27 protein-coding genes are annotated in these 26,975 nt (G+C 56.0%); 16 read left to right on the top strand and 11 right to left on the bottom strand.

All coding sequences use genetic code 11. From position 1 onward, the window contains the following. Position 1: 1 nt before the first annotated feature. Positions 2-1,183, bottom strand: a complete 1,182-nt coding sequence (trpB, locus tag GC165_08110) for a tryptophan synthase subunit beta (GenBank protein ID MBI1332830.1) — start codon at positions 1,181-1,183, stop codon at positions 2-4. 106 nt (positions 1,184-1,289) lie between these two features. Here trpB and GC165_08105 point away from each other — a divergent pair, with 106 nt between their 5' ends. Continuing rightward, positions 1,290-2,159, top strand: a complete 870-nt coding sequence (locus GC165_08105) for a hypothetical protein (protein ID MBI1332829.1) — start codon at positions 1,290-1,292, stop codon at positions 2,157-2,159. A gap of 6 nt (positions 2,160-2,165) precedes the next feature. Here GC165_08105 and GC165_08100 read toward each other — a convergent pair whose 3' ends face one another. Continuing rightward, positions 2,166-3,059, bottom strand: a complete 894-nt coding sequence (locus GC165_08100) for a hypothetical protein (GenBank protein MBI1332828.1) — start codon at positions 3,057-3,059, stop codon at positions 2,166-2,168. A gap of 87 nt (positions 3,060-3,146) precedes the next feature. Between GC165_08100 and GC165_08095 the strand changes: the two genes are divergently transcribed. The 4 genes from GC165_08095 to GC165_08080 all read left to right on the top strand — a co-directional run bounded on the left by GC165_08095 (position 3,147) and on the right by GC165_08080 (position 8,260). Then, entirely contained in the window at positions 3,147-4,445 is a 1,299-nt protein-coding gene (locus tag GC165_08095) for an adenylosuccinate lyase (GenBank protein MBI1332827.1), read from the top strand. A gap of 126 nt (positions 4,446-4,571) precedes the next feature. Then, the gene (locus GC165_08090) at positions 4,572-5,612 is read left to right on the top strand and encodes a c-type cytochrome (protein MBI1332826.1); all 1,041 of its coding nucleotides are present in this window, start codon (positions 4,572-4,574) and stop codon (positions 5,610-5,612) included. After that, positions 5,609-7,549, top strand: a complete 1,941-nt coding sequence (locus GC165_08085; GenBank protein MBI1332825.1) for a hypothetical protein — start codon at positions 5,609-5,611, stop codon at positions 7,547-7,549. The genes GC165_08090 and GC165_08085 overlap by 4 nt, the downstream gene beginning before the upstream one ends. An 84-nt stretch (positions 7,550-7,633) precedes the next feature. Then, a complete protein-coding gene (locus tag GC165_08080; GenBank protein ID MBI1332824.1) occupies positions 7,634-8,260 on the top strand; it encodes a hypothetical protein in 627 nt (208 codons plus the stop codon). Here the strand turns inward: GC165_08080 and GC165_08075 are convergent. From GC165_08075 to purD, 4 genes are read right to left on the bottom strand one after another with little or no spacing between them, the layout of a single operon-like run. Continuing rightward, positions 8,257-8,619, bottom strand: coding sequence for a hypothetical protein (locus GC165_08075; protein MBI1332823.1), 363 nt, complete (start codon positions 8,617-8,619; stop codon positions 8,257-8,259). The two genes, GC165_08080 and GC165_08075, sit on opposite strands and share 4 nt — an antisense overlap. 48 nt (positions 8,620-8,667) lie before the next feature. Further along, complete coding sequence (locus tag GC165_08070; GenBank protein MBI1332822.1) at positions 8,668-10,194, bottom strand: DUF814 domain-containing protein; 1,527 nt, start codon at positions 10,192-10,194, stop codon at positions 8,668-8,670. Then, a complete protein-coding gene (locus tag GC165_08065) occupies positions 10,191-10,856 on the bottom strand; it encodes a hypothetical protein (GenBank protein ID MBI1332821.1) in 666 nt (221 codons plus the stop codon). Before GC165_08065 ends, GC165_08070 begins: the two co-directional genes overlap by 4 nt. Before the next feature lie 8 nt (positions 10,857-10,864). Continuing rightward, positions 10,865-12,100 carry a phosphoribosylamine--glycine ligase gene (purD, locus tag GC165_08060; GenBank protein MBI1332820.1) on the bottom strand — a complete coding sequence of 412 codons (1,236 nt, stop codon included), beginning with the start codon at positions 12,098-12,100 and terminating at the stop codon, positions 10,865-10,867. Between the two features lie 283 nt (positions 12,101-12,383). Between purD and GC165_08055 the strand changes: the two genes are divergently transcribed. Then, positions 12,384-14,054: a hypothetical protein gene (locus tag GC165_08055; protein MBI1332819.1), complete on the top strand. Its 1,671-nt coding sequence runs from the start codon at positions 12,384-12,386 to the stop codon at positions 14,052-14,054. Positions 14,055-14,084: 30 nt separating this feature from the next. On the opposite strand, the gene GC165_08050 is transcribed toward GC165_08055, so the two are convergent. Together GC165_08050 and GC165_08045 are read right to left on the bottom strand one after the other, a co-directional pair. Further along, the gene (locus tag GC165_08050; protein MBI1332818.1) at positions 14,085-14,465 is read right to left on the bottom strand and encodes a hypothetical protein; all 381 of its coding nucleotides are present in this window, start codon (positions 14,463-14,465) and stop codon (positions 14,085-14,087) included. Positions 14,466-14,521: 56 nt separating this feature from the next. After that, the gene (locus GC165_08045; protein MBI1332817.1) at positions 14,522-15,676 is read right to left on the bottom strand and encodes a citrate synthase; all 1,155 of its coding nucleotides are present in this window, start codon (positions 15,674-15,676) and stop codon (positions 14,522-14,524) included. A gap of 273 nt (positions 15,677-15,949) precedes the next feature. Between GC165_08045 and GC165_08040 the strand changes: the two genes are divergently transcribed. From GC165_08040 to GC165_08030, 3 genes are read left to right on the top strand one after another with little or no spacing between them, the layout of a single operon-like run. Beyond that, positions 15,950-16,789: a peptidoglycan DD-metalloendopeptidase family protein gene (locus GC165_08040; protein MBI1332816.1), complete on the top strand. Its 840-nt coding sequence runs from the start codon at positions 15,950-15,952 to the stop codon at positions 16,787-16,789. Between the two features lie 32 nt (positions 16,790-16,821). After that, positions 16,822-17,733, top strand: coding sequence for an EamA family transporter (locus GC165_08035; protein MBI1332815.1), 912 nt, complete (start codon positions 16,822-16,824; stop codon positions 17,731-17,733). A 30-nt stretch (positions 17,734-17,763) separates the two neighbouring features. Next, positions 17,764-18,198 carry a carboxymuconolactone decarboxylase family protein gene (locus tag GC165_08030; protein MBI1332814.1) on the top strand — a complete coding sequence of 145 codons (435 nt, stop codon included), beginning with the start codon at positions 17,764-17,766 and terminating at the stop codon, positions 18,196-18,198. A 245-nt stretch (positions 18,199-18,443) separates the two neighbouring features. Here GC165_08030 and GC165_08025 read toward each other — a convergent pair whose 3' ends face one another. From GC165_08025 to GC165_08015, 3 genes are read right to left on the bottom strand one after another with little or no spacing between them, the layout of a single operon-like run. Then, positions 18,444-19,103, bottom strand: a complete 660-nt coding sequence (locus tag GC165_08025; protein ID MBI1332813.1) for a hypothetical protein — start codon at positions 19,101-19,103, stop codon at positions 18,444-18,446. Between the two features lie 33 nt (positions 19,104-19,136). Next, positions 19,137-19,346, bottom strand: a complete 210-nt coding sequence (locus GC165_08020; GenBank protein MBI1332812.1) for a hypothetical protein — start codon at positions 19,344-19,346, stop codon at positions 19,137-19,139. Between the two features lie 15 nt (positions 19,347-19,361). Beyond that, entirely contained in the window at positions 19,362-20,165 is an 804-nt protein-coding gene (locus GC165_08015; protein ID MBI1332811.1) for a hypothetical protein, read from the bottom strand. A gap of 164 nt (positions 20,166-20,329) precedes the next feature. Here GC165_08015 and GC165_08010 point away from each other — a divergent pair, with 164 nt between their 5' ends. The 7 genes from GC165_08010 (at position 20,330) to GC165_07980 (ending at position 26,900) form a co-directional block, all read left to right on the top strand. Beyond that, positions 20,330-20,848: a hypothetical protein gene (locus GC165_08010; protein ID MBI1332810.1), complete on the top strand. Its 519-nt coding sequence runs from the start codon at positions 20,330-20,332 to the stop codon at positions 20,846-20,848. Between the two features lie 110 nt (positions 20,849-20,958). Beyond that, entirely contained in the window at positions 20,959-21,384 is a 426-nt protein-coding gene (gene rplK, locus GC165_08005) for a 50S ribosomal protein L11 (protein ID MBI1332809.1), read from the top strand. A gap of 121 nt (positions 21,385-21,505) precedes the next feature. Further along, positions 21,506-22,099 carry a hypothetical protein gene (locus GC165_08000; GenBank protein MBI1332808.1) on the top strand — a complete coding sequence of 198 codons (594 nt, stop codon included), beginning with the start codon at positions 21,506-21,508 and terminating at the stop codon, positions 22,097-22,099. After that, positions 22,075-22,977, top strand: a complete 903-nt coding sequence (locus GC165_07995; GenBank protein ID MBI1332807.1) for a M28 family peptidase — start codon at positions 22,075-22,077, stop codon at positions 22,975-22,977. Before GC165_08000 ends, GC165_07995 begins: the two co-directional genes overlap by 25 nt. Before the next feature lie 114 nt (positions 22,978-23,091). Further along, positions 23,092-24,237, top strand: coding sequence for a radical SAM family heme chaperone HemW (gene hemW, locus GC165_07990; protein ID MBI1332806.1), 1,146 nt, complete (start codon positions 23,092-23,094; stop codon positions 24,235-24,237). A 162-nt stretch (positions 24,238-24,399) separates the two neighbouring features. After that, the gene (locus GC165_07985; GenBank protein MBI1332805.1) at positions 24,400-25,266 is read left to right on the top strand and encodes a hypothetical protein; all 867 of its coding nucleotides are present in this window, start codon (positions 24,400-24,402) and stop codon (positions 25,264-25,266) included. 23 nt (positions 25,267-25,289) lie between these two features. Then, positions 25,290-26,900, top strand: coding sequence for a family 20 glycosylhydrolase (locus tag GC165_07980; protein MBI1332804.1), 1,611 nt, complete (start codon positions 25,290-25,292; stop codon positions 26,898-26,900). Positions 26,901-26,975 lie beyond the last annotated feature (75 nt).

Below are 26,975 nucleotides of genomic sequence, written 5' to 3'. Positions count from 1 at the left end.
ACTACAGCTTCAGGATGTTGGCGACGGTGACCATGTCTTTGTCGCCCCGGCCGCTCATGTTCACGATCACCCGCGAGCCGGGTTTGATCAGACCGGGAATCTTCAGCGCCGCGAACGCATGTGCGCTCTCCAGCGCCGGAATCAGGCCCTCTCGTCTTGCGCACCACTGAAGCGCGTCGAGAGCTTCGTCATCCGTCACCGCAACGTATTCGGCTCGGCCCAAATCCTTCAGGTACGAGTGTTCGGCCCCAACGCCGGGGTAGTCCAAGCCCGCCGACACAGAGTGCGTGCCAATAACCTGACCATTTTCGTCCTGCATTAGGTAGCTATAGCTGCCATGAAGCACGCCGGGTGAACCAGCGGTCAGAGGCGCGGCGTGCTCGCCGCTGGATAGGCCGTGTCCACCGGCTTCGACGCCAATCATGCGAACATTGTCATCTCCATAAAAGCCGACGAAGAACCCGATGGCGTTGCTTCCACCGCCCACGCACGCAATGATCGCGTCAGGTGTTACCCCGTATCGCTCCACATACTGAGAACGGGCCTCCTCGCCGATAACCCGATGGAACTCACGAACCATGTACGGATAGGGGTGCGGCCCGGCCGCCGTGCCGATGATATAGTGGGTCGACTCGACGTTCGTGACCCAGTCCCGCATCGCTTCGTTCAGCGCATCCTTCAGTGTCTTGGTGCCACTCGAAACCGAATGCACCTTGGCACCCAACAGCTTCATGCGAAAGACATTTAATTCCTGACGCTTGATGTCTTCCTCGCCCATGTACACCTCGCACTGCAAACCGAGCAGAGCGCAGGCGGTCGCCGAGGCGACGCCATGCTGACCAGCTCCGGTCTCGGCGATGATGCGTTTTTTGCCCATTCTAACCGCCAAGAGAGCTTGGCCGATCGCGTTGTTGATCTTGTGGGCGCCAGTGTGGTTGAGGTCTTCCCGCTTGATGGTCACGTGGAAACCGGTGTCTTCGCTGAGGTTGCGCGCCTCCGTCAGAGCTGAAGGGCGACCGACATATTCAGTCAATAGCCGCATGTACTCGGCGCGGAAAGACTCGTCCGCCCAAGCGGCATCGAACTCTTTCTCAAGCTGTTCGAGGGCTGGCATCAGGGTTTCGGGCACATAGCGCCCGCCGAAGCTGCCGAACCGTCCGCGCGAATCGGGGCGAAGAATCATAGTCTCTTCTATGTTACTAGGTGGCTATTGGTTTCGCGAAATTGCTGACCGAGAACCAGAAGGAGTGCGAGGGCAACATGTCTCTCTTCAGCGTAGAATGGAGCTTATGAAGCGGGTGTATCGAACAGGGTCACCTACCGGCTATCTGCTCGGAGGACTCTTTGTGATCCTCGGTATCCTGCTCGCCCTATTTCCGAAAACCTTTAGTTCGAGCCAGTCGATTTCGCCCCTGATCGTCGCGTGGATGGCGATTTGTGGCATCGGCCTCTGTGTCATAACCTATTTGTCCCGCGTGGAGACAAGTGAGCAAGGCGTTAGGCAGTTCACTGCTTTCGGCAAACTAAATGTTGGAATCGCCTGGAGCGATGTCGAAGATCTAGTATTCCTCGGGAGGACGTCAGGCCGTGGCGGAACTTACAATCGGTATTCCCTGAAGGCTAAAGACAAGTCGATGATCCTGGGAGACAACTTTGCCGGATGGGACGATCTTCGCGCCGAGATTTTCCATCACTTAGGGAAGCCGGTCGAGCCCACGGGAACCACGTCCTCAGGCGCTCGTTCCAAAATGCAGTTGCTAGCTGCCGGAATCTTTTGCGCAGTCTGGCTAGCGCTATTCTTGTTGATGTCTTCGTTGGGTGGCACGTCTTACCGCTATACGGTGGATCTATACCCAGCTCCCGATGGCTGGATCGTGCAATACACCTTCTACAACACCAGTAAATTCAATTCACTTAATTTCGACATCGAGCGGACCTGGCTCAACCAAACCGAGGCCGATAAGGTCCCACCTGGAGTTCGAGTGGATCACGGCCAGCATGCCGTGCTGAACCTGTGGTTTCCGGCCACCGCGGCCAAGCAGGGACAATCGGCCCACCTCCACAGTTGGTGGCAGTACCATACTGGCGACAGCGGCTACCACATGCAGCCGATGGATCACGACTTGGTCCCGGAGACGACTCCAGCTCCGCCGATTTAGGTCCCTTTAGTTTGCCTTGGGCTCGAGGCTCTTTGGCAGACTGTAGACGTTGGTCCAGCCGTCCATCTTGTCGTTCATCTCCACTATCTCGAATCCCTTCGCCTTCTTGTGGATGCCAAACAGCCTCCCTGCCGCTGTCGCCACGCTCACAATACTGGCATCATGAACCAGCGGCTTGACGTCATCGCCAAGGTTCCATCTGTAAGTCTGATTGCCGTATTTGTTGTGCCCGTCGATCAGCACTTCGTCCATGGATAGCGGCGTCGCGCCCGTGCTCTGATCGGGATAGGTCACGACTTTCTCATGGCGGCTCCGCGTCGAAACCAGGAGAAAGTCTTCGGACATCGCCATGCCCATATAGCTTTCGCCCTCGGCTCGCGCCATGACCACCGCACCGTCGAGCGAAACCGTCAGATCGGTCAGCGGTCCGTGCGGCTTCGAAATCTGCTGAAATCCTTTCTCTCGATTCCATTGCCAAATTGCCGCTTTCTCGCCGCCGTCAGAATCCTTTTCGCTCTGGACAAAGAAGTAAGCAGTCTTTGCCTGGCACCACGTGACCTCGTGGATGGAGTAAGCCGTGTGGGTCACTGTGTTGCCGTCGACCGCAAAAGAAAGCGTGTCTTTCTTGTCGGCTCGCGAGATCGAATAGAGTCCGATGCCGGTCTTATTGCGCTCTTGTTCACCCACTGTGAGGGCTTGGACGCCATCGATCGAAAGTGAAGTACCATCGGACATCAGCGCCGGATAAGAGGGCGGCCAGGTGCCGGTTCCGAGTCCCATGCGGCGGCTCAAGGTCCCGCCAGAATCTTTATCCGAGCCGTTACGCACACTCATGAAGAAGCCGCTACACACGGCTCCGACCATAATGATCGCCCCAAGCGGCAGAACAATGTTCCTCAATGCGAAACCACGCTCCTACCCACACTTTAGCACGACAACGCCGTCAACGATGAAAAGCCGGGGGCCTCTGGTACCCTATAGGGGACGATGATTGACCGGTATTCCACCGCCGCAATGGACCAAATTTGGTCGCGACAAGCCAAGTACGAACAGTGGAAACAGGTCGAGATCGCCATCTGCCTGGGTTGGGGTGAGGCCGGGGTCATTCCTGAAGCCGACCTAGGAGAAATCTGCTCGAAATCGACGTTCACACTCGACCGATGCGACGAGTTGGAGAAGGAAACCCGACACGATCTCGTGGCCTTCGTTCGATGTTTGGAAGAGAACGTTGGACCTGCTGGACGGTGGATTCACTACGGCGTCACGAGCTACGACGTGATCGACACCGCCCTTGGCATGATGCTCCGCGACTCGTGCGATGTGCTCATCTCCTCGGCTCACGAGCTTCGCGATGTGCTCAATCAACTCGCCGAAAAGCACATTTCCACGCCCGAAATTGGCCGAACCCACGGCATTCACGCCGAGCCAATCACTTTTGGGTTCAAGGTTTCGAACTGGATGGCTGAGCTCGACCGCAACATCGGCCGCCTGAAAACCTGCCGCGAAGAGCTACGTTACGGAAAGATCAGCGGCGCGGTGGGCATCCATGCCGTCGTCGATCCTCCGATGGAGAAGTCCGTCCTTGAGAAGCTGGACTTGCTTCCTGAACCGGCGTCCACCCAGATCATCAACCGCGATAAGCACGCCAATTTCCTCAACACGCTCGCCCTTATGGGGGCCGGATTGGAGCGAATCGCGACCGAGCTTCGAAACCTCCAGCGAACCGAGATACTAGAAGTCCAAGAGGCCTTTGCCGCTGGTCAGACCGGCAGCAGCGCGATGCCCCACAAGCGCAATCCTTGGAACAGCGAGACGGTGTGCGGCCTAGCGCGCCTGCTTCGTGGCAACGCCCATGCGATGCTAGAAAGCGTGGCCACTTGGCACGAGCGAGACCTCACCAACTCGTCTTTGGAGCGCATCATCTTCCCCGATTCCTGCCACCTGGCCGATTTCATGCTCAACCGCCTCACCCGAATTCTAAGCGGGCTCGTCGTCTTCCCGGATACCATGAGCGCCAATCTGCGAAAGATGGGCGATCTCGTCTTCAGTGAGCACCTGATGGTTGCGCTAGTAGGAAAGGGTCTCAGCCGTGCAGCGGCGTATAAAGTGGCTCAGCGCAATGCGGCAAAGGCATGGGAAGGCCATGACTTCAAGCAGTCAGTCATCGATGATGAAGACGTGAAAGCCAACCTATCCGCTGAAGAGATCGAGCATGTCTTTTCACTGGACCATCACCTTCGGAACGCGGCGTACACGTTGGAAGCTGTCCGCACCGCCGCAACCTAAGCCGCTTATATTTCCGAACAGTCTGTCCCATTTATTTGGGATAGTGTTAGAAATTACTAAGAAGTACTTTCGTCGGTTCCGATAACGAATAGTGGTCATCCGCGAATGACCAGGGGTATCGGTTCTATGAGTTTTCACAAGTCACATGTGTCTGCTCGGACGGTCCGGTCGGGAGCAGTCTTCATTGTCGCGCTCGCATGTTTTGGGTGCGGAATCGTCCTCGATTCCACCGTTCCAAGCGTGTCGACGGCGACAACACAGGCTTCCGATGAGGATTTTGGCGATCAGCCAATTCGTCCGATCAGCGAAATTAAGGGTCTCAACAAAGATCAGGTTGAGCTCGGTAAAAAGCTATTTCTTGATAAGCGTCTTTCGAAGGACAACACCGTTGCGTGTGCGTCCTGCCACGGCCTTTCCACAGGAGGTTGCGACCAGAAGTCGCACTCAACCGGCATCAATGGTGCGATCGGAGGTATCAATGCCCCGACCGTGCTCAATTCAGGCCACAATTTCATCCAGTTCTGGGATGGCCGCGCCCCTAGCCTTGAGGCTCAGGTCAACGGTCCCACACACCACCCGAAGGAGATGGGTTCCAATTGGAAGGAGATCATCGGCAAGTTGAACAGCGACCCCGCCATGGTGGACGAGTTCAAGAAGGCATTTGGGACTGGCATCACCGAGGACGCGGTTCGCACTGCGATTGCAAACTTCGAGCGATCCTTAACGACACTTAACGCCCCCTTCGACCGATACCTGAAGGGAGATAAGACCGCCCTTAGCCCAGCAGCGATTCGCGGCTACGAAACCTTCAAGAAGATCGGCTGCTCATCGTGTCATCAAGGCGAAAACGTAGGCGGAAACATGTTTGCCAAGCTTGGCGAAATGGACGACTACTTTGCCGCCCGCAAAGATATCACGGACGCCGATGCCGGCCGATTCGCCGTCACCAAGCGAGAAAAGGACAAAGGCGTTTTCCGGGTACCCACGCTCCGCAATGTCGAACTCACGCATCCTTACTTTCATGACGGCTCAGTCGATTCGCTCGACATGGCCGTACAGCTTATGGGCTACTACCAGCTTGGCCGGGTGATGGACAAGAACGACGTTGGCGACATCGTCGAATTCCTGAAGTCTCTCACCGGAGAGCAGCCGGAGACCGCGAAATGAACCTCAAACCGATTTTGATCGGCGTCGCTATCGCTGGCGGCGTTGGACTCATCGCTCTCACCTACCAGCATGCTAAGCCCTCGCACGAGGCTGACTATCGCGCCATCGGCGAATCGATTAAGCACGCCGAAAACCTCGAAACCAAGCTCCAACGCGAAATGTTGGCGGCCCGATTTGGATTGGTCACCAACTACGATCCGATCGTTGCCACGTTCAACGACATCAAGGCAACCGCTCAGAAAATCAAAGCTCAGACCAAGTTCAGTCCCGAACTGTCCAAGGATGCCGAAGCCTATGGCAATATCCTTGACCCGCGAGCCAACAATCTCGACGATTTCAAGCAGCAGAATTCGGTCCTGCGCAACTCGTTGGAGTATTTACCGATCATCGGCAACGATACCAACGATCCCGAAGCGCGATCGATGGTCATTGCGATCCTGAACTATTCGGCAAACGGACTCGACGTAGCCAAGGCTCAAGCCGAAAAGCTGATGCCGAGCCTAAAGGCAAAGGTCATGTCGACGAAAGATGACGCATTTAGCCCGATCCGACTAATCGTCATGCACTCGCGAACTGCCTTGCAAGCCCGAACTGAGCTTGATGGCGTCTTTAAGTCCGAACGCAACCTCGACGTGCCTTCGATCCTCGGCAAATTGGACAAGGACACCGGCACAGCCGACAAACAGGCGAAAGACGCCGCTGCGGTTTATGGAAAGGGCCTTTCCGCCCTTACCTTCCTGACCATCCTGTTCGGAATCTGGATTGGATTCAAATGGCGAAAGTCCGTCTCCGCGACTAAACTCGCGCAGAAAGAAATGGAACAGCGCCGAGCCGAGCGACAAGCCGAGTTGGAAGAAGCCGCCATCGAGCAGGAACTTGCCCTCGAAGAATCTCAGCGAATCAATCGCGAGCTCAACCAGGGTGCCCACCTTCTGACTGCCACCGGCCAAAGCCTGCACCAGTCGGCCGGAGCATCAAAGGAACTTTCCGACTCGATTGCATCCAGCATCGAGCGTGTTCGAGAAGTTTCCGAATCTTCCAATGAAGCCTCTATGCTCGTCTCTGCAGTTAGCGAAGAGCAGATTAAGCAAGCCGAGCAAGGCCAGGTTGAGTCTGGACTTGCCGCCACGGCGCTTGACAGCCTTAGCGAGTCGGCTCGACAGCTAGACGCGGCGGCCGAGATCGCTCAAAAGCAGTCCGAAACGGGTTCCGAAACATTGGAACGCGCCATCAAGCGCCTTGCAGCTCTGCGAGAGCAGGTTCAAGACACCGCTGAGCGTGTGCTGGAACTGGGCAAGAAGAGCGAGTCGATCGACAAGATCACCGATATGATCGAGAATATCGCGGCTCAGACCAATCTTTTGGCGCTTAACGCCGCCATCGAAGCCGCCCGAGCCGGTGAACACGGACGAGGATTCTCTGTCGTCGCAGACGAGGTTCGCAAGCTTGCCGAGTCGTCTTCGGCTTCCAGTCGTGAGATTTCGGTCCTGGTCAAGGCAATTAACCAAGAGGTTTCTGTCGCCATAGAGGCGATCGAGGTTGCGCAGGCTGAGGCTTCGGCAACGGAAAGCGAGAGCCTCCAGGCATCGGAAGCCTTGGTCACCATTCAGAAGTCAGCCGAAGTGGTAGCCAACGAAGCAAGTTCGGTGCGGAGCCAGGTCGAAGCCGTCGGTATGTCCGTTGCTTCGCTCGGTGCCTCAACCGAGCAGATTCGCGATTCGGCCGAGCGAGCCATTGCCGCGAGCCGAACATTAAGCCTTGCGTCCAGCGATCTGAGCCAACAGGCCGCCGACGTTCTCACCAAGGTCGCGGATCAGAACCACGTCACGGTCCTCATTTCAGAGGCCGCCGAGAGCCTGCTTCAACAGGCGTCGGAACTCACCCACGTTTCGTCGAACGCAACAGAGCAAGAGCCGCCCGTGCGTCTCGCTGCATAGGTTCACAAAAAAGGTCCCCTTGGTCGCAAATGCCGATCAAGGGGACTTTCTTGTTTGTGGCCAAGTACCCAGTATCCTAGTGGGGTGCCCACGCGATACACGCTGAAGGGATCGGGCAAACCGATCTTCGAGGAAATGGAGAAGAGCTTCCTCGGCGACGAAATCGCACCCACGACCTTCGTCCCCGCCATTTGCCAACACGGCGAAATGAAGTTGCTGCGTTGGGGACTCACGCCGAGCTGGGCCAAAGAAGATTTTGGCGGCTCCATGCTACACGCCCGAAGGGAGCGACTGTTTGACCAGAGCGCATTCAAAACGTCCATCTGGCGGCGTCGTTGCCTGCTCCCCGCAACGGCGTTCTTCGAGTGGCGCGACGAAGTGGATTCGGTGGGAGTCGATCCTCTTGATCCGCAATACCTCGGTGTCAGTACACGGGCAAAGTACCGTTTCACTGTGCCGTCCATGCCGCTCTTCTACTTCGCCGGAATCTGGGATGATTGGATCGACCCAAACGGGTCGGAGATCGCTTCGTGTGCGATTGTCACCACGTATCCCAACCCATTGATCCTTCGCTACAAGCCATGGATGCCTTCGATCATGCAAACCGCCGACCTCGAACGTTGGCTTGATCACACGATCGAAAACGCCGCAGAGATCGATGTGATGCTAAGAGGACTCGATGCCGACCGCTTTCACGTTGAGCGAGTTTAGTTCGAAGTCGTCACCGTGAAAGTGATCGAGTTTGAGGCCAGCGGATTCGTGCCGTTCGGATTCGTAACTACAACTGGACCGGTCGTTGCGCCGGTCGGTACCACGACCGTGATTTCCGTGTCATTGACATAGGTTGCGCTCGTCACGGCCGTGCCGTTGAAAGTCACATTGTAGGGCACATGCTCTTCCGTACTGAGGAACGTTCCAAAAATGGAGACCGAACTTCCCACCGCACCGGAAGTCGGATTAAGGCTCGCGATAGCCGGCGTGAAAGAGGTTCCCAATAGCCCTTCGCCGCAAGCGACAAGCGTGGCGAACAAAGCGGCGGCGGCAACAAATCGAATGGTCTTGGATTTCATATGCTTCTCGGCGAGAGCCCATAGGATAATACTTCCAAAAAGGTTCCGCTAACCTTCGACATGAAGGGTTTTCTCGTTGACATAAAGCGCCGTGCCCTTCGGCGCACCCTTCAGTTTCCGTACATATTTCTTGAGCGTATAGTCCACCGGAACGTAGCCCGCGTGCTTTTGGTTCGAGTGCTGAACTGCGATCTTGGCCGCCGCCAAAAGGACTTCCCTACCCACCTTGTCGGGCTGGTTGTGGGTTTGGATTACCACATGTGCCGAGGTGTGACCCCGAACGTGGAGCCAATAGTCATTGCTCTTGGCTACCCTCAGAGTCAGGTAGTCGTTCGCTTCGGCGGTATCACCATACAGGATTCGGTAGTTGCTTGGGCCCAGGATTTCACGGATTTTGTGCCCCTCATAGGGGCGTTCGGCGGTACCGCCCTTTGCAACCGGTTGTTCGTGGAGCCACCGATTCTTCCGCACCTCCTCCTCGATTCCTTCAAGGATTTGGACTGAATGAGCCTCTTCAATCTCAGCCAATGTCTTCCGCAAAGCCGCTGCGCTCGCCTCGATTCGCTCGATTTGCTCGCTCACCAAGCCTTGCCGCCCTTTTGCCTTCTTCGCCTTTTCGAAATAGCGAAGCGCGTTGTCTTTAGCGTCGAGTCCAGGATCGAGCTTGATGGTCAGTGGGGAACCGTCGTAATCGAAGAGATCGGTCGTCTCCGATCCTTCTCCGACCATGCCCGCGTAGGCGAGCAATAGTTCTCCGTAACGCTGCCATTTGGCCGCCTTGCCGCCCGCTTCTCTCGCCTCCAACAGACTAGCAAGCGCAACCTCACGAGCCAGTAAAACGCGTTCGACCTGCGACGAAAGCCAACTCCGCTTGCTTTCGATCTCCTGCCGCTGAACCTCGACTAGGTAGAAATCTTCCAGGGCTCGACTGATGGACTCAGCCGGAACCCAGTCCGAATAGGTAGCAGAGAGATCGAATGGGTAGGCACCGGCCGACATGGACAATCCTGGTTTCCATGCAGAAGGTTCCGCAACCACTTGGCGCGGCTCAACTCCCGTGGGAGGTCCGGCGAATTCGCTCAGGTCTGGCCGATCGCGAAGTACAGGCGGAAGTTCATACTTCTGTTGTGGCTGAATTGGACGTTTGGACTTCGATCGTCCCACCCACTTCATGGCTCCCAGCACCGTATTATTTTCGTTGACTAAGATGACGTTGGAGTGCTTGCCCATGAGTTCTGCGTACAACTTCCAACCCTCGAAGTCGAGGCAAAGCAGTCGGTCACTCTTCACCATCGTCACCGACTCTAAATGCAGACCCACGAGATTCGTCCGCAATGCCGTGCAGAACTGCGGCGGAGATGGCAGGGTGGTGGGGCGACGGGAAACAAAATGGACGCGAAAGAACTCCGGGTGTCCACAGATCAACAGGTGACGAACTTCACCCCTTCCATACAGTTCGATGACAATCTCATTTTCGTTCGGCTGTCGAACGGCCTGAACTTTGGAACCCAGACATTTTGCTAGGTCCGTACAGACTGCCGCAAGAGTGATCGCCTCAAACTGAATTCGCTTCAAACCTGGATTTCTCGAAAAACGTTTTCCCGAAGCGAATTCCTCTCCATCAACAGCACCTCTGGCGTCATTCCATCCAAAATGACTTCCTCTTCACCGTCGAAGCTGGCAATTTCTCCCCACAGTTCCTGGAGCTTCGGGATCGCTTTTTCAACTGTTGTTTTGACGGGAACCTGTTCATGCAGTGCCTTCTTTAGTTGGTTTCGTCCACTCAGCACCACCGAGTGTTTGTGCAGATGGTAGTCGCCGTCAAAGTCGACGACGTAAAACGAATCTAGTTCGGGAGTCGAACCAAGTTCGGCAAAAAGCGACATAGCAAGCGTTGGCGAATAGGAGAAATCGGCGAAAGACTTCTTAACCGGCCCGCTCACCGCCGTCACCACGCGTTGAACAGTCACATCCTGCTCACTGCGCGAGAAGCCCTCTCGATGGGCGAATTCAACCGCCATCACACGGATCGACTCGATATCCGACTGCTGCCCCAAACCGGCGAAGCCCAATCGATCGTAGATTTCAAAAATCTTCGGGCTTTGTCGTCGATATGTGAAGAGCAGGATGCCCGCTTCCAGGCTGACGGCGAGGACCGGCGCTCCCTTTTCGATGCGATTAACGATGTAGGAAACGCGATTGTTCATCGCCTCCTGCCAGTCATAGGGGTTAAGCATGATTCCTTCTACGCTCCAATATCCTTTCGGAAGTGCATTCCATCGAAGGATATTTTTCCGATGGCTTCGTATGCCAGGCTCCGAGCCACTTCGGCCGTGGCCCCCACAGCCGAAACTCCTAGCACACGCCCTCCATTGGTCACCAGTTGGCCATCCTTCTTCGCCGTACCTGCATGAAAAACCTTGACTGCCGGATCAAGTTTGCCAATCTCGATTGGTTTGCCCTTCGCGTATTCACCCGGATATCCACCGCTAGCCAAGACTACGGTGATGGCTTTGTCTGGCAAGACCGGTATCGCCGGAATCGGCGCGCCCTGGGCGCAGGCAAAAAGAGCTTCGGATAATCCTGGCCCAAGACGCCGCAAAACGGTTTGCGTTTCCGGGTCGCCAAAACGCACATTGTATTCAATGCACTTTGGACCGTCCGCTGTCACCATCAAACCGCTGAACAGCACGCCACGATACGAAATTTTGTCTTCCTGGAGAGCTTTCACCACGGGCAAAACCACTTCCTTCTCAACCTGCTCGACCAGCCCTGGCTCAACCCAATCGAGCGGCGAGTATGAGCCCATTCCGCCTGTATTCGACCCTTCGTCGCCGTCAAACACGCGCTTGTAGTCTTGGGCGATCGGCAGGCTGTGGATGCCGTCGTCCGAAACCAGCGTCAGCAAACTAAACTCGCGACCGATCAGACGTTCTTCGATGACCAGCGTTCGACCCGCCTCGCCCAGGGCTCGCAATTGATCGACACCCTCCAGTGCCTGTTCTAGCATGGAACAAACGATGACGCCTTTGCCCAGGGCGTTACCGCTGGCCTTCAGTGCCACTTGCCGCTCCTCGCCGAACATCCGCCGGCAATACTCTTTTGCCGCCGTCCCATCGATAAAGGTTTGGTAGCCCGCCGTCGGAACTCCGGCGCGCATCATCATTGCTTTGGAAAATGCCTTCGACCCCTCCAACTGGGCTGCCGCTCGACCAGGCCCAAAAGTGGGAATCCCTTGGTCTCGCAGGGCATCGGCTAGCCCCATCACGAGGGGATCTTCTGGACCGACAACCACCAGGTCGACGGCGCGGTCTCTCACCAGCCCAAGGATCGACGCGAAATCCATGGTCGAGACGTTCGCACACTCTACGTCCTCGGTGATACCGGCATTCCCGGGGGCGCAGATCACTTCGGCTTCTTCGGCTAGCTTCCAAGCAAGAGCATGTTCCCGTCCGCCGCTGCCGATTACGAGTATTCGCACGAAAACAGTTTACCGATCAGAATTCGCAAAAAAACCGGGGTGCTTTGTACAGTATTTAAGCTGGAAACCTCACAAGGTGTTTAAGTTTTCCACACAAAGGAAACACCAGGACTCAGGCTCAAATCGTAGCCCTTGTGCCAACGAACCCCGTAAAAGGAGCGGTTTTGGAACCCCAGAGGCCAGACCTAGCAATCTTCTTGATTCGTTGTTTGCGGGGATAAGGCATTTCCCAGGCATGAAGTCTCTCTCGGCAGCGGCGATGCTCTTAATCAGTGGGGTCGCAATGGCACAAACGGAAGCGTGGTATGCGCAACGGTTCGGATTCAATGCTCCGGCACCCGACCTCTTTGGTTATCAGACATCATCGGACTACAAGAACTTCGTGTTCAACGATGGCAAGGCCAGCGCCCGCTGGAACAACTCCACCGCAGTCATGACTGGAACCGGCGTGGCTCAGGTAACGACCGGACGAACATGGAGCGACCCGGCAAACCATTTGTGGACCGATTTGTATGAGATGACCGACCTTCTGCCGAAGAATACATGGGTTCGTGTGACTGCCAACTTGAGTAACCGATTCCCCGATCCCTTCAATCCGAAGGGGCACGGAAATGCCGCAAGAGACTACAGCGCAATCATCAGCCGAATTATGTTCCGTGGGACGGACCTCAGCAACGGACTCAATCTGCTGTGGAACGTGACTCCGGGCGTCGCTCCTTCCAATGCCACTGCCGACTCCTGGAGCAACATCACCGTCAATCCATGGGGAAGCACGTTGAGCACGCCGATCCAAACTGGAGACCCAGCCAAGCGAGACTGGTGGCGACCCTACACACAGTACTATCCATATCTGCGCAACCACGTTCAGAACTTCGTATACGACGTCAACGACTACGCGGCCACGGTGGTTCGAGCTCGAACCGGCACAGGAGACATGACCGAGAATTTCGTGGCTCGAATGGGCTTCCAGATGGGCAATGAACCCGCTGGTGGACACCCGGGCGGTTCGATCGACGGAGCCGTTGGCTCATGGCAAGGCGTTGGTTCGGTCCTCGAAGCCACTATGGCTGGCATCGACTACCAACCTTATAAGTCATATAAGACGAATTACGGTGTGCCGGACACCTTCGGGACCAACCCGATCACGATGCCCGCCTTCTCTATGTTCTCGGAGAACGTAGACAGCTACCACATCAACTACGTCAAGGGACAGCTTCGCAACATCCAATGGGGCGGCAACTTGGCGCCGGCTCTCAACGAAATCTCATCCTATTCGAAAGAGATGCAGGGCAAGAACTGGCCGACCTACTGCGGTCGACGAGCGTTGCACTTTAACTCGCCCATCTATCGCTGGCGATTCACGGCCCTCAACCCCTACAGCAGCCCTAACGCTGACGATCAGTTGACCAGCAGCCCGATCAACGCCTCCATGGGCCGATGGGAAACCCCTCAAGAATACGCCAAGCGATGGGTTGCCGAATTGAATAAGCAGGTGGAGTTGGTGGCCAACCTCCAGATGCCGGGCAACAGTAACATCGTCGACGTCACGGAGTGTTACTTCACTGGAGCTCAAAGCGGTGGAATCAAACTCGATCCAACGGCGACTCTTGAAAACGGTTCCCTGCCGAACTACCAAGGCATGACCATGGATCAGCTCCGAAGCTTTTCCCGCAGCTACATGATGCAGGGTGGCTACCTCACTCCGCTCACCCAGCTTCCGGCTAGCCGAGAGAGCATCCTCGCCGCAATCCGAACCGAACTGTACAACCAGGACATGGCCGGCACCTTGTCTTCGCACCTCGGACGAATCTACTGGTGGGGCGGATACTATACTGATCCGCGAACCGAGACCGGCGTATACACCGACGACAGCAACAACGTGAACGGATACTTCCCGTGGAGCGACTACCGATTGACTCTCAGCGAAGTCAAAGCTCTTTGGGGACGATCCTAAACCTACCATCCCAACCATACCGACAGAGCCTCACAGTGTGGGGCTCTTGCCGTTTTTGGGCACGAAGCGGGTGTACTTTTCCGAATGCCCGTCTGTGTAAAGCTCGATATGGTCGTCCGATAGCCAGACAAGCTGGCTGGACCAGGATTTGGCCTCCTGATGGTCGTCTTTGCCATGCACTACGCGTTGCTGTTGAAGCTGAATCTGATCGCCCTTCACCTGAAAAGTGCCCATGTAGCGATAGTTATCTTTATCTTGGTGGTAACTGAGGGAGTAGGTTCCGTCGGTTGCAAAGATGAGCATGGAATCGTAGCCTGGAGCCTGCTTATCGCCGGTCCATGCGCCGTGAATATCTCGAACTGAGTAGGTAGGCCGGCACCCGACCAAAGAGAGGCCCACGATGGCTAGCATCCAGCGCGGGTTTGGTGATTTTGAAGGAACCAGACCCGCGCCGCATCGACTCATTGTTATTGTCGCTGACTAATAGGAACGTACTCGAGATTCTTCGCGCCGTCGTAGATGCACTTCGGACGGATGAGGCGATTGCCATCGAGCTGTTCGATCGCGTGGGACGTGTATCCGGCCAGCCGTGCTACCACGAAGAGCGGCGTATAAAGGTCGATCGGAATCCCCAAAAGGTAGTAAGCGTAAGCCGAAGGGAAGTCCACATTCGGGAAGATTCCCTTCTTCTCGCGCATCGTCGTTTCCAAAATATCGGCGATCTCGCTGAACTTGGTGTTCCCCTTCTCGACGCCGAGTTCCTTGGCAACCTTCGACATGTAGAATGCGCGGCTGTCGCCATTCTTGTACTCGCGGTGGCCAAAGCCCATAATCTTTTTCTTGTTGGCGATAGCGTCATCGATCCAAGCTTGAGCCTTGCTTGGCTCACCAATTTCGAGAATCATGTGCATGGCTTCCTCGTTCGCGCCGCCATGCAGCGGACCTCGGAGAGTACCGATGCCAGTCACGACGCCGGAATACAGGTCGCTCAGCGTCGAAACGGTGACTCGATTGGCAAACGTCGAAGCGTTGAAACCGTGTTCGGCGTAAAGACAGAGCGATGCGTCCATGACTTCAACCGTCTTCGGAACTGGGGTCTCGCCGCTGAACAGGTGGAGAAAGTTTTCGGCGATGCCGTGCGAAGCATTCGGCTTCAGCGGGCTCAAACCCTGACGAATTCGGTGGCCATTGCCCACGATTGTCGAAGCCTTTGCAATGATGCGAACCGCCTTGCGGACATTGGCTTCGTGGTCGGTAGACGGCTTGGTGTAGTCCGGATCGGATGGTGCAAGCGCCGAGTAGGCGGTGCGAACCATGTCCATGGGGTGGGTGTTCTTGGGAAGCTTGGCGAGAATATCGTAGATGTATTCGGGAATCTCTCGCTCAGCGGCCAACACTCCCTTGAATCCATCGAGCTCGGCCTGGGTCGGCAGCTTCTTGTACAGCAACAGGAAAGCGACTTCCTCATAACTTCCCTTCTCCGCGAGGTCGTGGACATCGTATCCGCGGTACTGAAGACTGCTTCGGTCGCTATCGATATCGGAGATGCTGCTAATGCCGGCGATGACGCCTTCTAGGCCCGGGCTGTAGTTAGGATATTTGTCGGCAACACTGTCACTCATTCCAAATTCACTCTCGATGAGACCCCAGTCTACCCACCATCGCCTCGAGGGTTTGGGAGAAGCTTTCTTTAAGGGTCCAAACAAGGGAACACGCGTGCATGAAAGTGTCGTAAAATCATAAGGGCGGCTCGTTTCGAAGCCGATAATACGAGTATTCGGTCGATTCCTGCGACCGAACCGCTCAAAGTGGGGTTTGCTCTAAAAAGAGGTCCGCTTTCGATTCGCGGAAGCGGGGATCAACCCACCTGAGCAAACCACTCAAGGAGGAGATGGATGATTGGCGCTTTTATCTTTGCTACTGCCCAAACGTGGGCCGCTTACGGAAAATTTCCGCCTCCCGTCGCGCCGTTCGTGAACCACAATCTTCCGCTCGCACGGGTACACCTGCCGATGGTCTTTCCGCTGATCGGATCGTGTTCATACAACGACGATTACAACACTCAGCGAAGCGGCTTCCACCACACCGCCATCGACATCCGTGCCCGAAAAATGACGCCGATCGTCGCACCCATTTCCGGCGTGGTCGGTTTCAAAGTTCACACGTTTTGGATTTATGGCTCCGATGGATGGAAGGTCCTGGGAACCCACCTTAACGACGATACGCCCGGCACCAACGACGGCAAAGATAACTTCGACTTTATGTTTGCACCGAACTTGCGATTCGGCGACCACGTCCAATCGGGACAACTGATCGGATACGTCGGCGACTCGGGCGATGCCACCGGCCCGCATCTGCACTTCGAGTTATTCTCGCCCAAAGGCATTCGCAACCCTTATCCATCCCTCAAAGCCGCGATGAAAACCGCCTGGCCGGTTCGTATCATCCGCAACTTGGAAGCTGCTCCCGAAAGCGGGCAGGAACGCTACGAGGTCTGCAAGCGAAATTGGGTGCATTTGACCGGCTCCTTCTACGGAATGCTGACCGCGAAGCAGTACGATAATGGACGAGTGATCACCACCAAGTCCCCCAGCTTCGTCACGTTCAAGTTTCCCCAGGACCTTGTCGATCAAATCGACGTCGATTCTTGGCCCACCGATCGACCGGCGTCGATCTACTTTCGCCGAGAAGGCGACCAAACCGTCGTCACCAAAATAGTCCAACCGGATAATTGAAGGACTCTCGCCGAATACTAGACATCGTTTTGGTGCTGCACGTCCTCTGGGCGCCCGTCAACCTGATGATTGGTCGTGCTCGTGAGACCGGCTTCTCACCGCTCGGCATCGGCTGCGTGCGATGGCTCTCCCTTGCGCTCCTACTTTCAGCTCTGCTTCTGTCGCCCGACTTTCGCCGGTTCAGCGGATACAAATCGATGCCGAAAAGGGACTGGGCAAAGTCACTGCTGATCGGCTTTCTATTTTTTGGCCCGGCGCACCTGCTGTATTACTCTTCGATGGGACTGACCAGCGAGGTCGAAGGCACCGTGCTCCTCACCACCTCGCCGCTTTGGACCGCTATCATGTCGTTCTTTCTGTTGAAGGACGAGGCAATGTCGCCACGACGATGGTCGGCCATTTTGCTCTCATTTGTGGGCGCCTATATCGTGGCTGTCGGGTTCAAGATTCCCGACATGCTAGGGCACACGAAGGGCAACCTGATGTTCGGCTCGGGAGTCATCATCGAGTGCTTTATGGGGATCATCGCCGCGCGGATTTCGCGTCGCACCTCCGGCGTTTCCGTCCTCGTAGGTCAGATGTGGGGCGGTGCCGCCGCATTTTGGCTAGCCGCCGCAGTTCTCGGCTCTTCCCTGCCGCTTACCGTGCCCGCCTTTTCATTCGGCACCTTCTATCCGATGCTCTACCTGATCCTGATCTCAGGAATCGTGACCTTCACGATTTGGTATCGCATCGTCGAGACTTCCCCGTTGACCTTGTTAGTGGTCGCGATAGCGGTTCAACCGCCGATCGCCACCCTGCTCAGTTGGGCCGTCGATCACAAGATTCCTTCACAAAATACGGTCATCGGTGCCGTCGTTATTTTGGCCGCTCTGGTGTTAGGATTCCTTGGTGAGAAGGCGCATCTAGAGCCAAGTCTCGATCCTCCCGGTCCGGCTGGCTAAATGATTCGCTTAATCCCGTAGAATCATTCTATGCGTGCCGACTATCGCGCCATCAATCCAGATGCCATCCGGGGCCTGGCCTCGGTTGGTAAGCATCTCGACGCTATCGATACTTCCCTTCGAGCTTTGCTGGAGCTTCGCGTCTCCCAAATCAATGGGTGCGCATACTGCGTGGACAAGCATGCAAACGAATCGAGGGAAGCGGGCGAGAGCCAACAAAGATTGGACTGTCTGCCAGTTTGGGAAGAATCGGAACTGTTCAGCGACGACGAATGCGCAGCGTTGGCATGGGCGGAAGTGCTGACCGGCCTCGCTGACCGATACGACACTGCTGAGGCTTACGAGAACCTGACCAAATATTTCTCAGAAGAGGAAATCGTCGCTATTACGCTCGTGGTCGCGACCATGAACGCGTGGAACCGGATCGGAGTAGGATTCGACCTCAAGCCGATCTATCGGGAGTGACCGCAAGGCATCGTGCCGATATTGCGACTACCGCGGCGAACCCGCCAAAACCTGCCCGAAGTGCGGCCGGCCAATGCTCCGGAGAGACTTTAGCCTAAGTGAAGCAATGGCGTGGGAGAACATCATGGCAGTAGCAGTAGCCGTAGCCCTGATCGTCCTTCTCTACCTGTGGCAAAAACTCCGTTATTCGGCCACAAAAATTGCCTCAACCAAAATGGCTGAGGCGATTTTTCACTGAAGACGGACTAGAGTCCTTTACCGATCAGGATCATCAGCGGCTTGGCGGCTTCGAGTCGGACCTTGTCCTCCTCCAGAATCTGCTTCAGCATTCGGAAGACCCGGAACCACTCGGCTTGCACTGCGCCAGGCGAGAGGCAGGACTTGCGGTTGTTGACCACCAGTCTGGAAACGCTGTTGCAGGCTTCCTTGAATTCGACGCCCTTGTCCACTCGCACCGCGATCTCCCTCAGGATGATGGGCTGCTGTCTCTTTAGGCGGGGCATCAGCTTCGAGCGGTACTGTTGAACCAGTTCAAAGGCCTGTTCGTCAACTCGGTCGGTCTCTTCTTGTCGAGCCTGTTCACCGTCCGGAATCTCAACCCATTCTTCGATCGGAACGAGTCTCTTCAACTTGCGCGAATGGTCTATCGCTTCATTCTTCACGATCATTAGCATCCAGCTTCGGAACTTAGGCCAAATGGTCGAGGCGCTGTCGATATTTCGAAGAATCTTGTGGAAGGCGTCCTGAATGACGTCCTCGGCCTCGGTGCGGTTCTTCACCACGCTCACCGCGATCGCGAGGGCGGCCACGTGAGCCTTGGCGAATAGGGAGTAGAGAGCATCGATATCTCCACTCTTCGCCTTTTCGATCATCCTCTCGAAATCAAAGTTAGTTAGTTGGTCCATACAAGCCTCCTCTTCGTAACGTCTTCTGGTTCGTTATGCTGAATAGACCGTGGTCTGGTCGACCCGGTGATGTCCCGTTCCGCCGCCGTGCCCTTCCGAGTCCGCGCGTCCGCCGCCGTGTCCTTCGGAATCGGCGAGCATAACTGGACCGTTATGGGTCGAGGTTTGAGCTTTGCCCGGCATCGCCATGACGGCGATCGCAAAGGCGATGCTGAGGAAGAGAGTCGATGCAATTTTTCTCATGGTTTTCCTTCTGTGTTATTGACGAATACGTTCGATGAACGCTTCGAGATGTGGCTGTTTAGACAGCCTGCCGAGAACTTCGGCGTAAATCTTTGGGTCGATAGACTCAGCGTGAGCCAACGACTCGTCGGCGGCTTTCGGCTCGCCCATCATGTCGAGGTAGCTTGCCCGAGTCACCAACCGCGAAATCAGCATGATGACGTCCGATTCTCGCATCGGTTCGTCCTGATAGGGATATTGGTGCTGGGCGTATTCGGTGAATTCTTGGATTGCCTGGCCGATGGCCTCAAGGCCCTTCTCCGCGTTATGGTCGTAACCATACAACTCGGCGAGGTTGAACCAGAAGATCGAAAGGCTGAAATTGGCCTCGCCAGGTCGGAAAAGACGGTCCAACGGGCAGATGTTCGGCAGTTGCTCGCCGGCGATGAACATCGAAAAGTCTTCGATTAGCTTTTCGCGCTCGGCGATGAGGGCGTCCAACGGCTCGTTGCGCAGATATCGTCCAATCAGGCTGAAGTTTTCGGCTGGGAAATGGCGTCCGTATCGCGCCCGAAGCGTTTGCTCCATCTCGACCACGGCCGACGGCTCGCGATCCGTCTTCTTGTTGAAGGTCGCAATGATGTCTTCGTAGTACTCGTGGCCCTCTTTGTCCAAGATTCGCGGGTACGTCAGCTTGGCCGTCTGCCGGTAGTCGTGAACCATTTCAGGGAAGAACTCACGCGCGGCCGCGTCTTCGTCCGTGGGAGACACGAACTTTCCGTCGATGGTATCGACGACCGGTTCCTTTTCCGGCTGGATGAACTGCGGCGTGAACTTCATGCGGTCGCTCACTCTACTTGGTGTAGACGAAGGGTTCCTCTCAATAACTTACAAAATTTCGGCCCTTTTTACAAATTTTTGCGAAAAGTCCCTTTGACTGAGTCTGTGCAGCACCTGCCAGACTCTAAGACGCACCGGGTTTCTGTCATATTCATTAATTGACTGTGAGCGAACTGCCGCCCCCCCAGAATTCCCCGAAAGACCGGAAACAGCTTCCCATCGGCGTATGGTTCGTCATCGTATTCGGCACCCTCGCGCTGTGCGGTTGCGGCATCGGCGCCTTGCTCATCCCCGTCTTCTCCAAGGCTCGACACGAGGTCGACACTATGCGGTCCGAATCTGACGCGAAGCTGATCGCCCAAGCCGTCTCGCTCTACCTTTCGGACACCAACGACCGGATGCCGCCATTCTCCACCTCGACCGAGGTCACCGAGAAGATCAAGGGGTACTTCAGTGGAGACAAGCTCTTCAACTTATCGAGCGAATTGGAGTGGAACAACAATGTCTCGAGTGTCACCCTGCAAAAGCTCCAAGATCCCGCCAACACTTGGCTCTTTATCTCGCCAATCCCCTTGGCCGGCGACCGGCGAGACGTCGCTTTCATGGACTTTCACGTCAGCGCGCTTCCGCTCCAAGAAATTAACCGCGTCAAAAACATGCCTTTTGGCCTCGATAAGCCCTGATCTGCACCCTCGAATCCGGGCAATTCGCCAAGGTATACTGTTCGTTTACGCCCAAACGATGCTTCCCTCTCGTGCATGGGTGAAAAGAATTTGACTGGAGATTAACAACCATGCCAAAGAAAGTCACTGGAAACATCAAACTCAATATTCCAGCGGGCAAGGGCACGCCCTCGCCCCCTGTCGGTCCTGCACTTGGTCAGGCCGGCATCAACATGATGGAATTCCTCAAGAAGTTCAACGAAATGACGGCCCCTCAGATGGGCTTCGTCCTTCCGGTTGAAATCACCGTTTTTGAGGACCGATCTTACAGCTTTGTCGTCAAGCAGCCTCTGGCTACCGACCTTATCAAGCGAGCCGCTGGTATCACCACCGGTGCAGCTAACCCAAAAACGGACAAGGCTGGCGTCCTCACCAAGGATAAGCTTCGCGAGGTCGCAAAGGCCAAAATGGCTGACCTCAATACCGACGACGAGGAAATGGCGATGCGAATTATCGCAGGCTCTGCACGCTCGATGGGCGTACGAATCGAAGAATAATCGCTTATAATATAGTCCTCAAGGAGGAGATCAGGGTGGACGAGCATCCTGATCTCTTTATTTTTCCCGAACTTCGCCGATAAGAAAAATAAACCAAGAAACGTAAGGTTGGGTCGCTTCGATGGTTACGAAATTCATATCCCTCGGTACCGGAATTTTAATCGCAGTCAGTGCGATGGCTCAGGTTGCGTCCGCCAACGGCCCGTCCGCCCAAGAAACCCAGGTCGGCCAATCGATCGCCGATATCTTCCGCTCCGCCTCCGGCGCAGACATCGCCTTCGTGGCATCCGGCTTCCTCTCGGTCTCCAAGGACACCAAGGACCTAGCCTCCTCCTTCCAATTTCCCACCGACGAGTTGTGGCTCGTCACCCTCACCGGCAAGCAATTGAACGAAGCATTTGAGAAAAGCATTTCGTTCTATCCCGAGTCTTCGCCAGACATGCTGTTCCTCAGCGGGACCGAAGTCACCTTCCAAACCGCCAGAGCCAGCCGGCCCAAAATCTTAAGCGCGAACGTCGCCGGGACCAATCTCGATCCCGCCAAAACGTACACCGTCTCTATGCCGGCCAGCTTGGCTAGAGGAGGACTTTGTTACTACTCTGTGTGGAACTTCACAAAGCCGGAAAAAGTAATTTCCCCCTCGATTGAGAAACTTCTTAAGGGTAAAAGCGTCCAAACTTCTACATTAAGATGGCTTTCACATCAATCGCTTTAGCCGCTCTTCTCCTAGGCCGCCAGGAACCCAAAACTACCTTCGACCAAGCCGCCGCATGGAAGTGGCTCACGAAACAATGTGACCTCGGCCCCCGAGTGCCCAACACCTCCGCACACGTCAAGTGCCGCGATATAATCCTCGATGAAGTCAAGAAGGATTGCGATTCCGCGGAGCTTCAGCCGTTTGGCCACGTATGGTCACGCGACAATTCTCGCCGCCAAATGTGGAACGTGATCGGCTACCAAAACTGGGAGAACGCTACTACGCGCGTCGTCCTCCTCACCCACTGGGACACTCGTCCAACCGCCGACCAAGAGATTGAGGAAGCCAACCGCGCAAAGCCGATCCCCGGCGCGAACGATGGTGCTTCGGGCACCGCCGTCCTGCTGGAGTTGATGCGACACACCCACGATGTGCCCAAGTCACTTGGTATCTGCTACCTCTTCGTCGATGGCGAGGACCTCGGCCCCGGTCTCGACGAGATGTTCCTCGGCGCGACCTACTTCGCTCAGCACTTGCCGAAGCACAAGCCCGACTACGGAATCCTGATCGACATGATCGGCGACGCCGACCTCCAGATTCCGGTCGAGCCGAACAGCTACAACCGCGCCCGCAAGCTCACTCTCGCGCTGTATCGACATGCGAAGGACATCGGCATGTCCAAGACTTTCCCGATGGAACAGCAGGGCGAGATCTACGACGACCACTTGTCATTCCTGGATGCCGGAATCCCGACTGTAGACTTTATCGATTTCACCTATGACCCGTGGCACACGCTCCGCGACACGCCGGACAAGTGCAGCGCCGAATCCCTGGGCAAAGTTGGCAAGTTCCTCAATTCGTGGGTCCACCAACCTGATCCGTGGAAGCCGAACTAGCAGATACAACGGGCCTGCTTTTCGAAGTGACAAGTCTCGGAAGAAGACCGTACTAGCGTTCGCTCTTCTTCCTCTTCTCTCGCTTCTTCTGCTTCCCGCCCTAACTAGTAAACTATCTGTCAACTGCAAACTGCCGCCCCCCAACTCATAACGCCCCTCGCCGTCTACATCCACACCCCGTTTTGCCCCAGCAAGTGTGGATACTGCGACTTCAACAGCTACGCGATGGATGGCCCCATCGTCGAGCGAACCGTCGCCTCAATCGTTGCCGAGATCCAGCGGTCGCCTCTTCGCGGCACTCCAGCCAAGACCATCTTCTTCGGCGGCGGAACCCCGACATTCCTTTCGTCGAGCCAGCTCATCCGCATCCTCGATGCTGTACGCGAGGTGCATCCGCCCATCGACGGATGCGAAATCACCAGCGAGGCAAACCCCGGCACCGTCGATGCCGAAAAATTCGAGGCCATGGTCGCCGCTGGCTTCAACCGCCTCTCGCTTGGCGCACAAAGCTTTCTCGACGACGATCTCATCCGTCTCGACCGCATCCACAAAGCGAGCGAAATCGAACGCGCCGTCCAAGCCGCCCGCTCCGCCGGGTTCGATAATCTCAACCTGGACATGATGTTTGCCCTCCCATCCCAAAGTCGAATCGGATGGGATCGCAACCTCGACAAAGCCTTGTCCCTCCAGCCCGATCACTTAAGCCTTTACTGCCTCACTATCGAGCCTAACACCGCCTTCTACAAGAAGAACCTTCGTGGCGAACTAGACTTGCCCGACGACGAAATCCAGCGCGAGATGTATGAGGAATGCCTTCGGCGCACCCAAGAAGTCGGGCTCATGCAGTATGAAATCTCGAACTTTGCCAAACCCGGACGAGAGTGCCGCCATAACCTCTGCTACTGGTACGGCGAGGACTACGCGGGCTACGGACCCGGCGCCGTCGGTTGCATCACGCTCGACGGAGTTTCGCGCCGATACACCAACCTCAAGCACCCCGACCGCTACTGCGAGGCGGTCGAGAATGGACAGCCGATCTTCTTCGAGTCTGAAGACCTCAGCCCCGAAACCCGCAAGATCGAGAAGGTCATGCTCGGTCTTCGACTCAACGAGGGCATCTCGATCACTGAGGTTGACGACGCACGCTTGCCCAAATTGCTCAACCTCGGTTGGATCGTTGCCGACCATGACCGCGTCCAACTTTCGTCCGAAGGCCGACATTTTTGTAGTGAAGTTGCGCTGGAACTGATAGATTTGTAGGACCCGGATTCTTTTACTGATATGGCATAGCCAGATTTCAGCAGAGAATGAAACGAGAATAAAGATAGTTCAAAGCAGAAATAGTTTGAACAATCGAAGGGGCTCACACGTAAGTAGGGTGTGGTTGCCCTGCCTTTGCTCTTGCTACAGGCAAATAATCTGGTGCAAAAGTCGTACGTATGGCGTGATCCCAAGCAGGATCGCTCGGTCGCTGTGCGAGTCACGTTCCCGCGCGAAGGTACCCACCTTCCCATCATTGTCCTCTCTCACGATATCATCGGAAGCGAAGACTCGATGAGCCCCCTGGTCGACTATTGGGCCGACCACGGCTATGCGGTCTTCCAACCCCGTCACCGCGACTCGTTCCACAACCTGCCGCCCGGCGTGCGCCCCATTCCGCCGATGAAGCGCCAAATGCCCGACTATCGCTCCCGGGTGCGAGACTGCGAATTCATATACGAGGTTTGCCGAGGAATCAAGAAGTGGATTCCCGAACTGAACGGAAGGCTGGATGCCAAACGCATCGTCCAAGCCGGGCACTCGTTCGGTGCCCACACCACCCAAATGCTCGGGGGAATGCTGGTGCAAAAGAAGAACCTCTCCTCTCCGATTCCAACGGCATTTTGCAGTATCTCCCCCCAGGGTGCGGGCGGGCGCGATGCCCAAGATTGGAAGAGCTTCCACCGTCCCTTGATGGTCATTGGCGGCACCAAAGACTTCACACCGGTTGACACCGAAGAGGTCAAAGCCCACCCCGAAGCCCGCCAGGAGCCGTTCAAACTGTCGCCCGCTGGCGACAAATTTCTGGTGTGGATTCAGGACGCCAGCCACAATTTCGGGGGAATAACCGGCGACTTCAGTTGGCCAGGAGCCGGTCGTCCGAACTCATTGCACGTCCGAATCGTTCAGGAATCAACCCTCGCCTTTTTTGACGCGTACACCAAAGACGATCAGCGGCAGATGCGCTGGCTCAAGTCGCATTTGCTCGCGGCCGAAACCAAAGGCGAAGCGGTCATCACTTTTCGCTAGCCGCGGCGGTACCCTATTTCCCTATGCGCCTTCGCATGTGGACCTACGACCTTGCCCGCGAGCAAGCTCCCACTCACGCCTACCTCCACAAACTTTGCAAGCTTTCCGTCGAGAACGGTTACAACGCCCTCGGACTCTACCTAGAGCACCGGTTCGCTTACCCATCGGCTCCCTGGGCCGCAGGTAAGGAATCGCTTCGACCCGAAACCATTCGCGACCTTCAATCCGAATTCCCTGATCTCCAGATTATTCCGTTCATCAACCTCCTTGGCCACTTCGAAGGGTTCCTTTACACCGAGGAAGGTCAGCGCTTTGCTTGCGAGCGGTTCAAGGGCATGCAAGCCGACCCAACCAACGAAGAATTTCTGTCCCTGTGTCGTAAGCTAATCGACGATACGGTAGAGGTTTTCAATTCCGAAATCGTCCATATCGGCGGCGACGAAACCCAACAATTGGGTCGGGGCCAAAACTCCCTCGCTCGCGTTGAGGAGTATGAGAAGTCCGGCATCAAGGACGGGAAGGCCGAGCTCTACGGTCGCCATTTCGGACCATTGGCAGAGTACGTCTCCAGCCTTGGTCGCACACCCGCAGTGTGGGGCGACATGTTCTTCGACCACCCCGAAGCGCTCGATTGCCTGCCAAAAGAGACCATGATCTTCGACTGGCAGTACTTCTCCTCGCCGGAACACACCTCGAAGCTTTTCCGCGACAAAGGCTTCCGCACCGTTTTCAGCCCCACGCTCCACACTTATAATTCCATCTGGTGCCACCTTCCCCAGAGCGAGCGAAACGTTCGCGAGCACGCCGAAGCCGCTGCTCGGCTGGATGCCGAAGGCGTTTGCGTCACCACGTGGGAGTGCGGACTGTTCGGCAACTACAACACCATCTTGCCCGCCATCGAAGCCAGCGGTCATATCCTCGCGAACGCCGTTGCTGGCCAGGACCAAGCGCAGGTGAATCCAGATGCCACCTTAGCGGAATCGATACAGGAATACGCTTCCATCATCGAGGCCGACGGCTTTGTTCGGCAATACCTCACACATGGCGAAAACCACGAAGAGTGGGCCCGCCTCATCGGGTGCGAACTGCCCGCCCTCGGGGGCATCTGGGGCTTTTCCGGCATCCGCTCGTCCATCAAGTGCCGCCTTTTCCTCTACGGAAACCCGTTCCTGCTTTGGCTGCGAAATCGAGACGACCTCTACGGCCCAAAGGGCAAAGCTGCTCTAGAGCTTTCCGAGCGCGCTCTACCGTTCGCCTCCTCAGCCGACCAGCGCGGCGTCTGCCAACTCATCCGCAAGTCGGTTGAGTTCGTCCATTACGCCGAACTCGCCCATCAAGCCTATGCCGACCGCAAACCTGGCGAAGCCATCACGCACCTTTCGCCGTGCCGCCAGATCTTCGAGGATTTGGAAAAGGTCGCTTCGGCAAACCACATCAATTCGTGCGGATCGATGGCCGATGTGTACAGGTGCCGTGCCGCCCGCCGACACGTCGAAGAAGTCATTCTCCGCATCAAGCATTACGGCGATGGTTCCCTGGGCTATATGCCGTCGTTCGAGACCCTAACCCATCCCAAGTTCATGCCTCACGACCAAGCCAACTGGTGGCTCATCAATTCTTGGGCGAACGAGTAGTTCTCGGTTCGGTTGATCAATAGTTGGCAGTGTGGAATCAAATTCTGGCAACTCCAAACTGCCAACTCCTGACTG

The organism is Armatimonadota bacterium, from assembly GCA_016125185.1.
Lineage (GTDB): Bacteria > Armatimonadota > Fimbriimonadia > Fimbriimonadales > Fimbriimonadaceae > Fimbriimonas.
The sequence above is the reverse complement of the archived record's forward strand: the minus strand, read 5'-3'. Positions and strand labels throughout refer to the sequence as shown.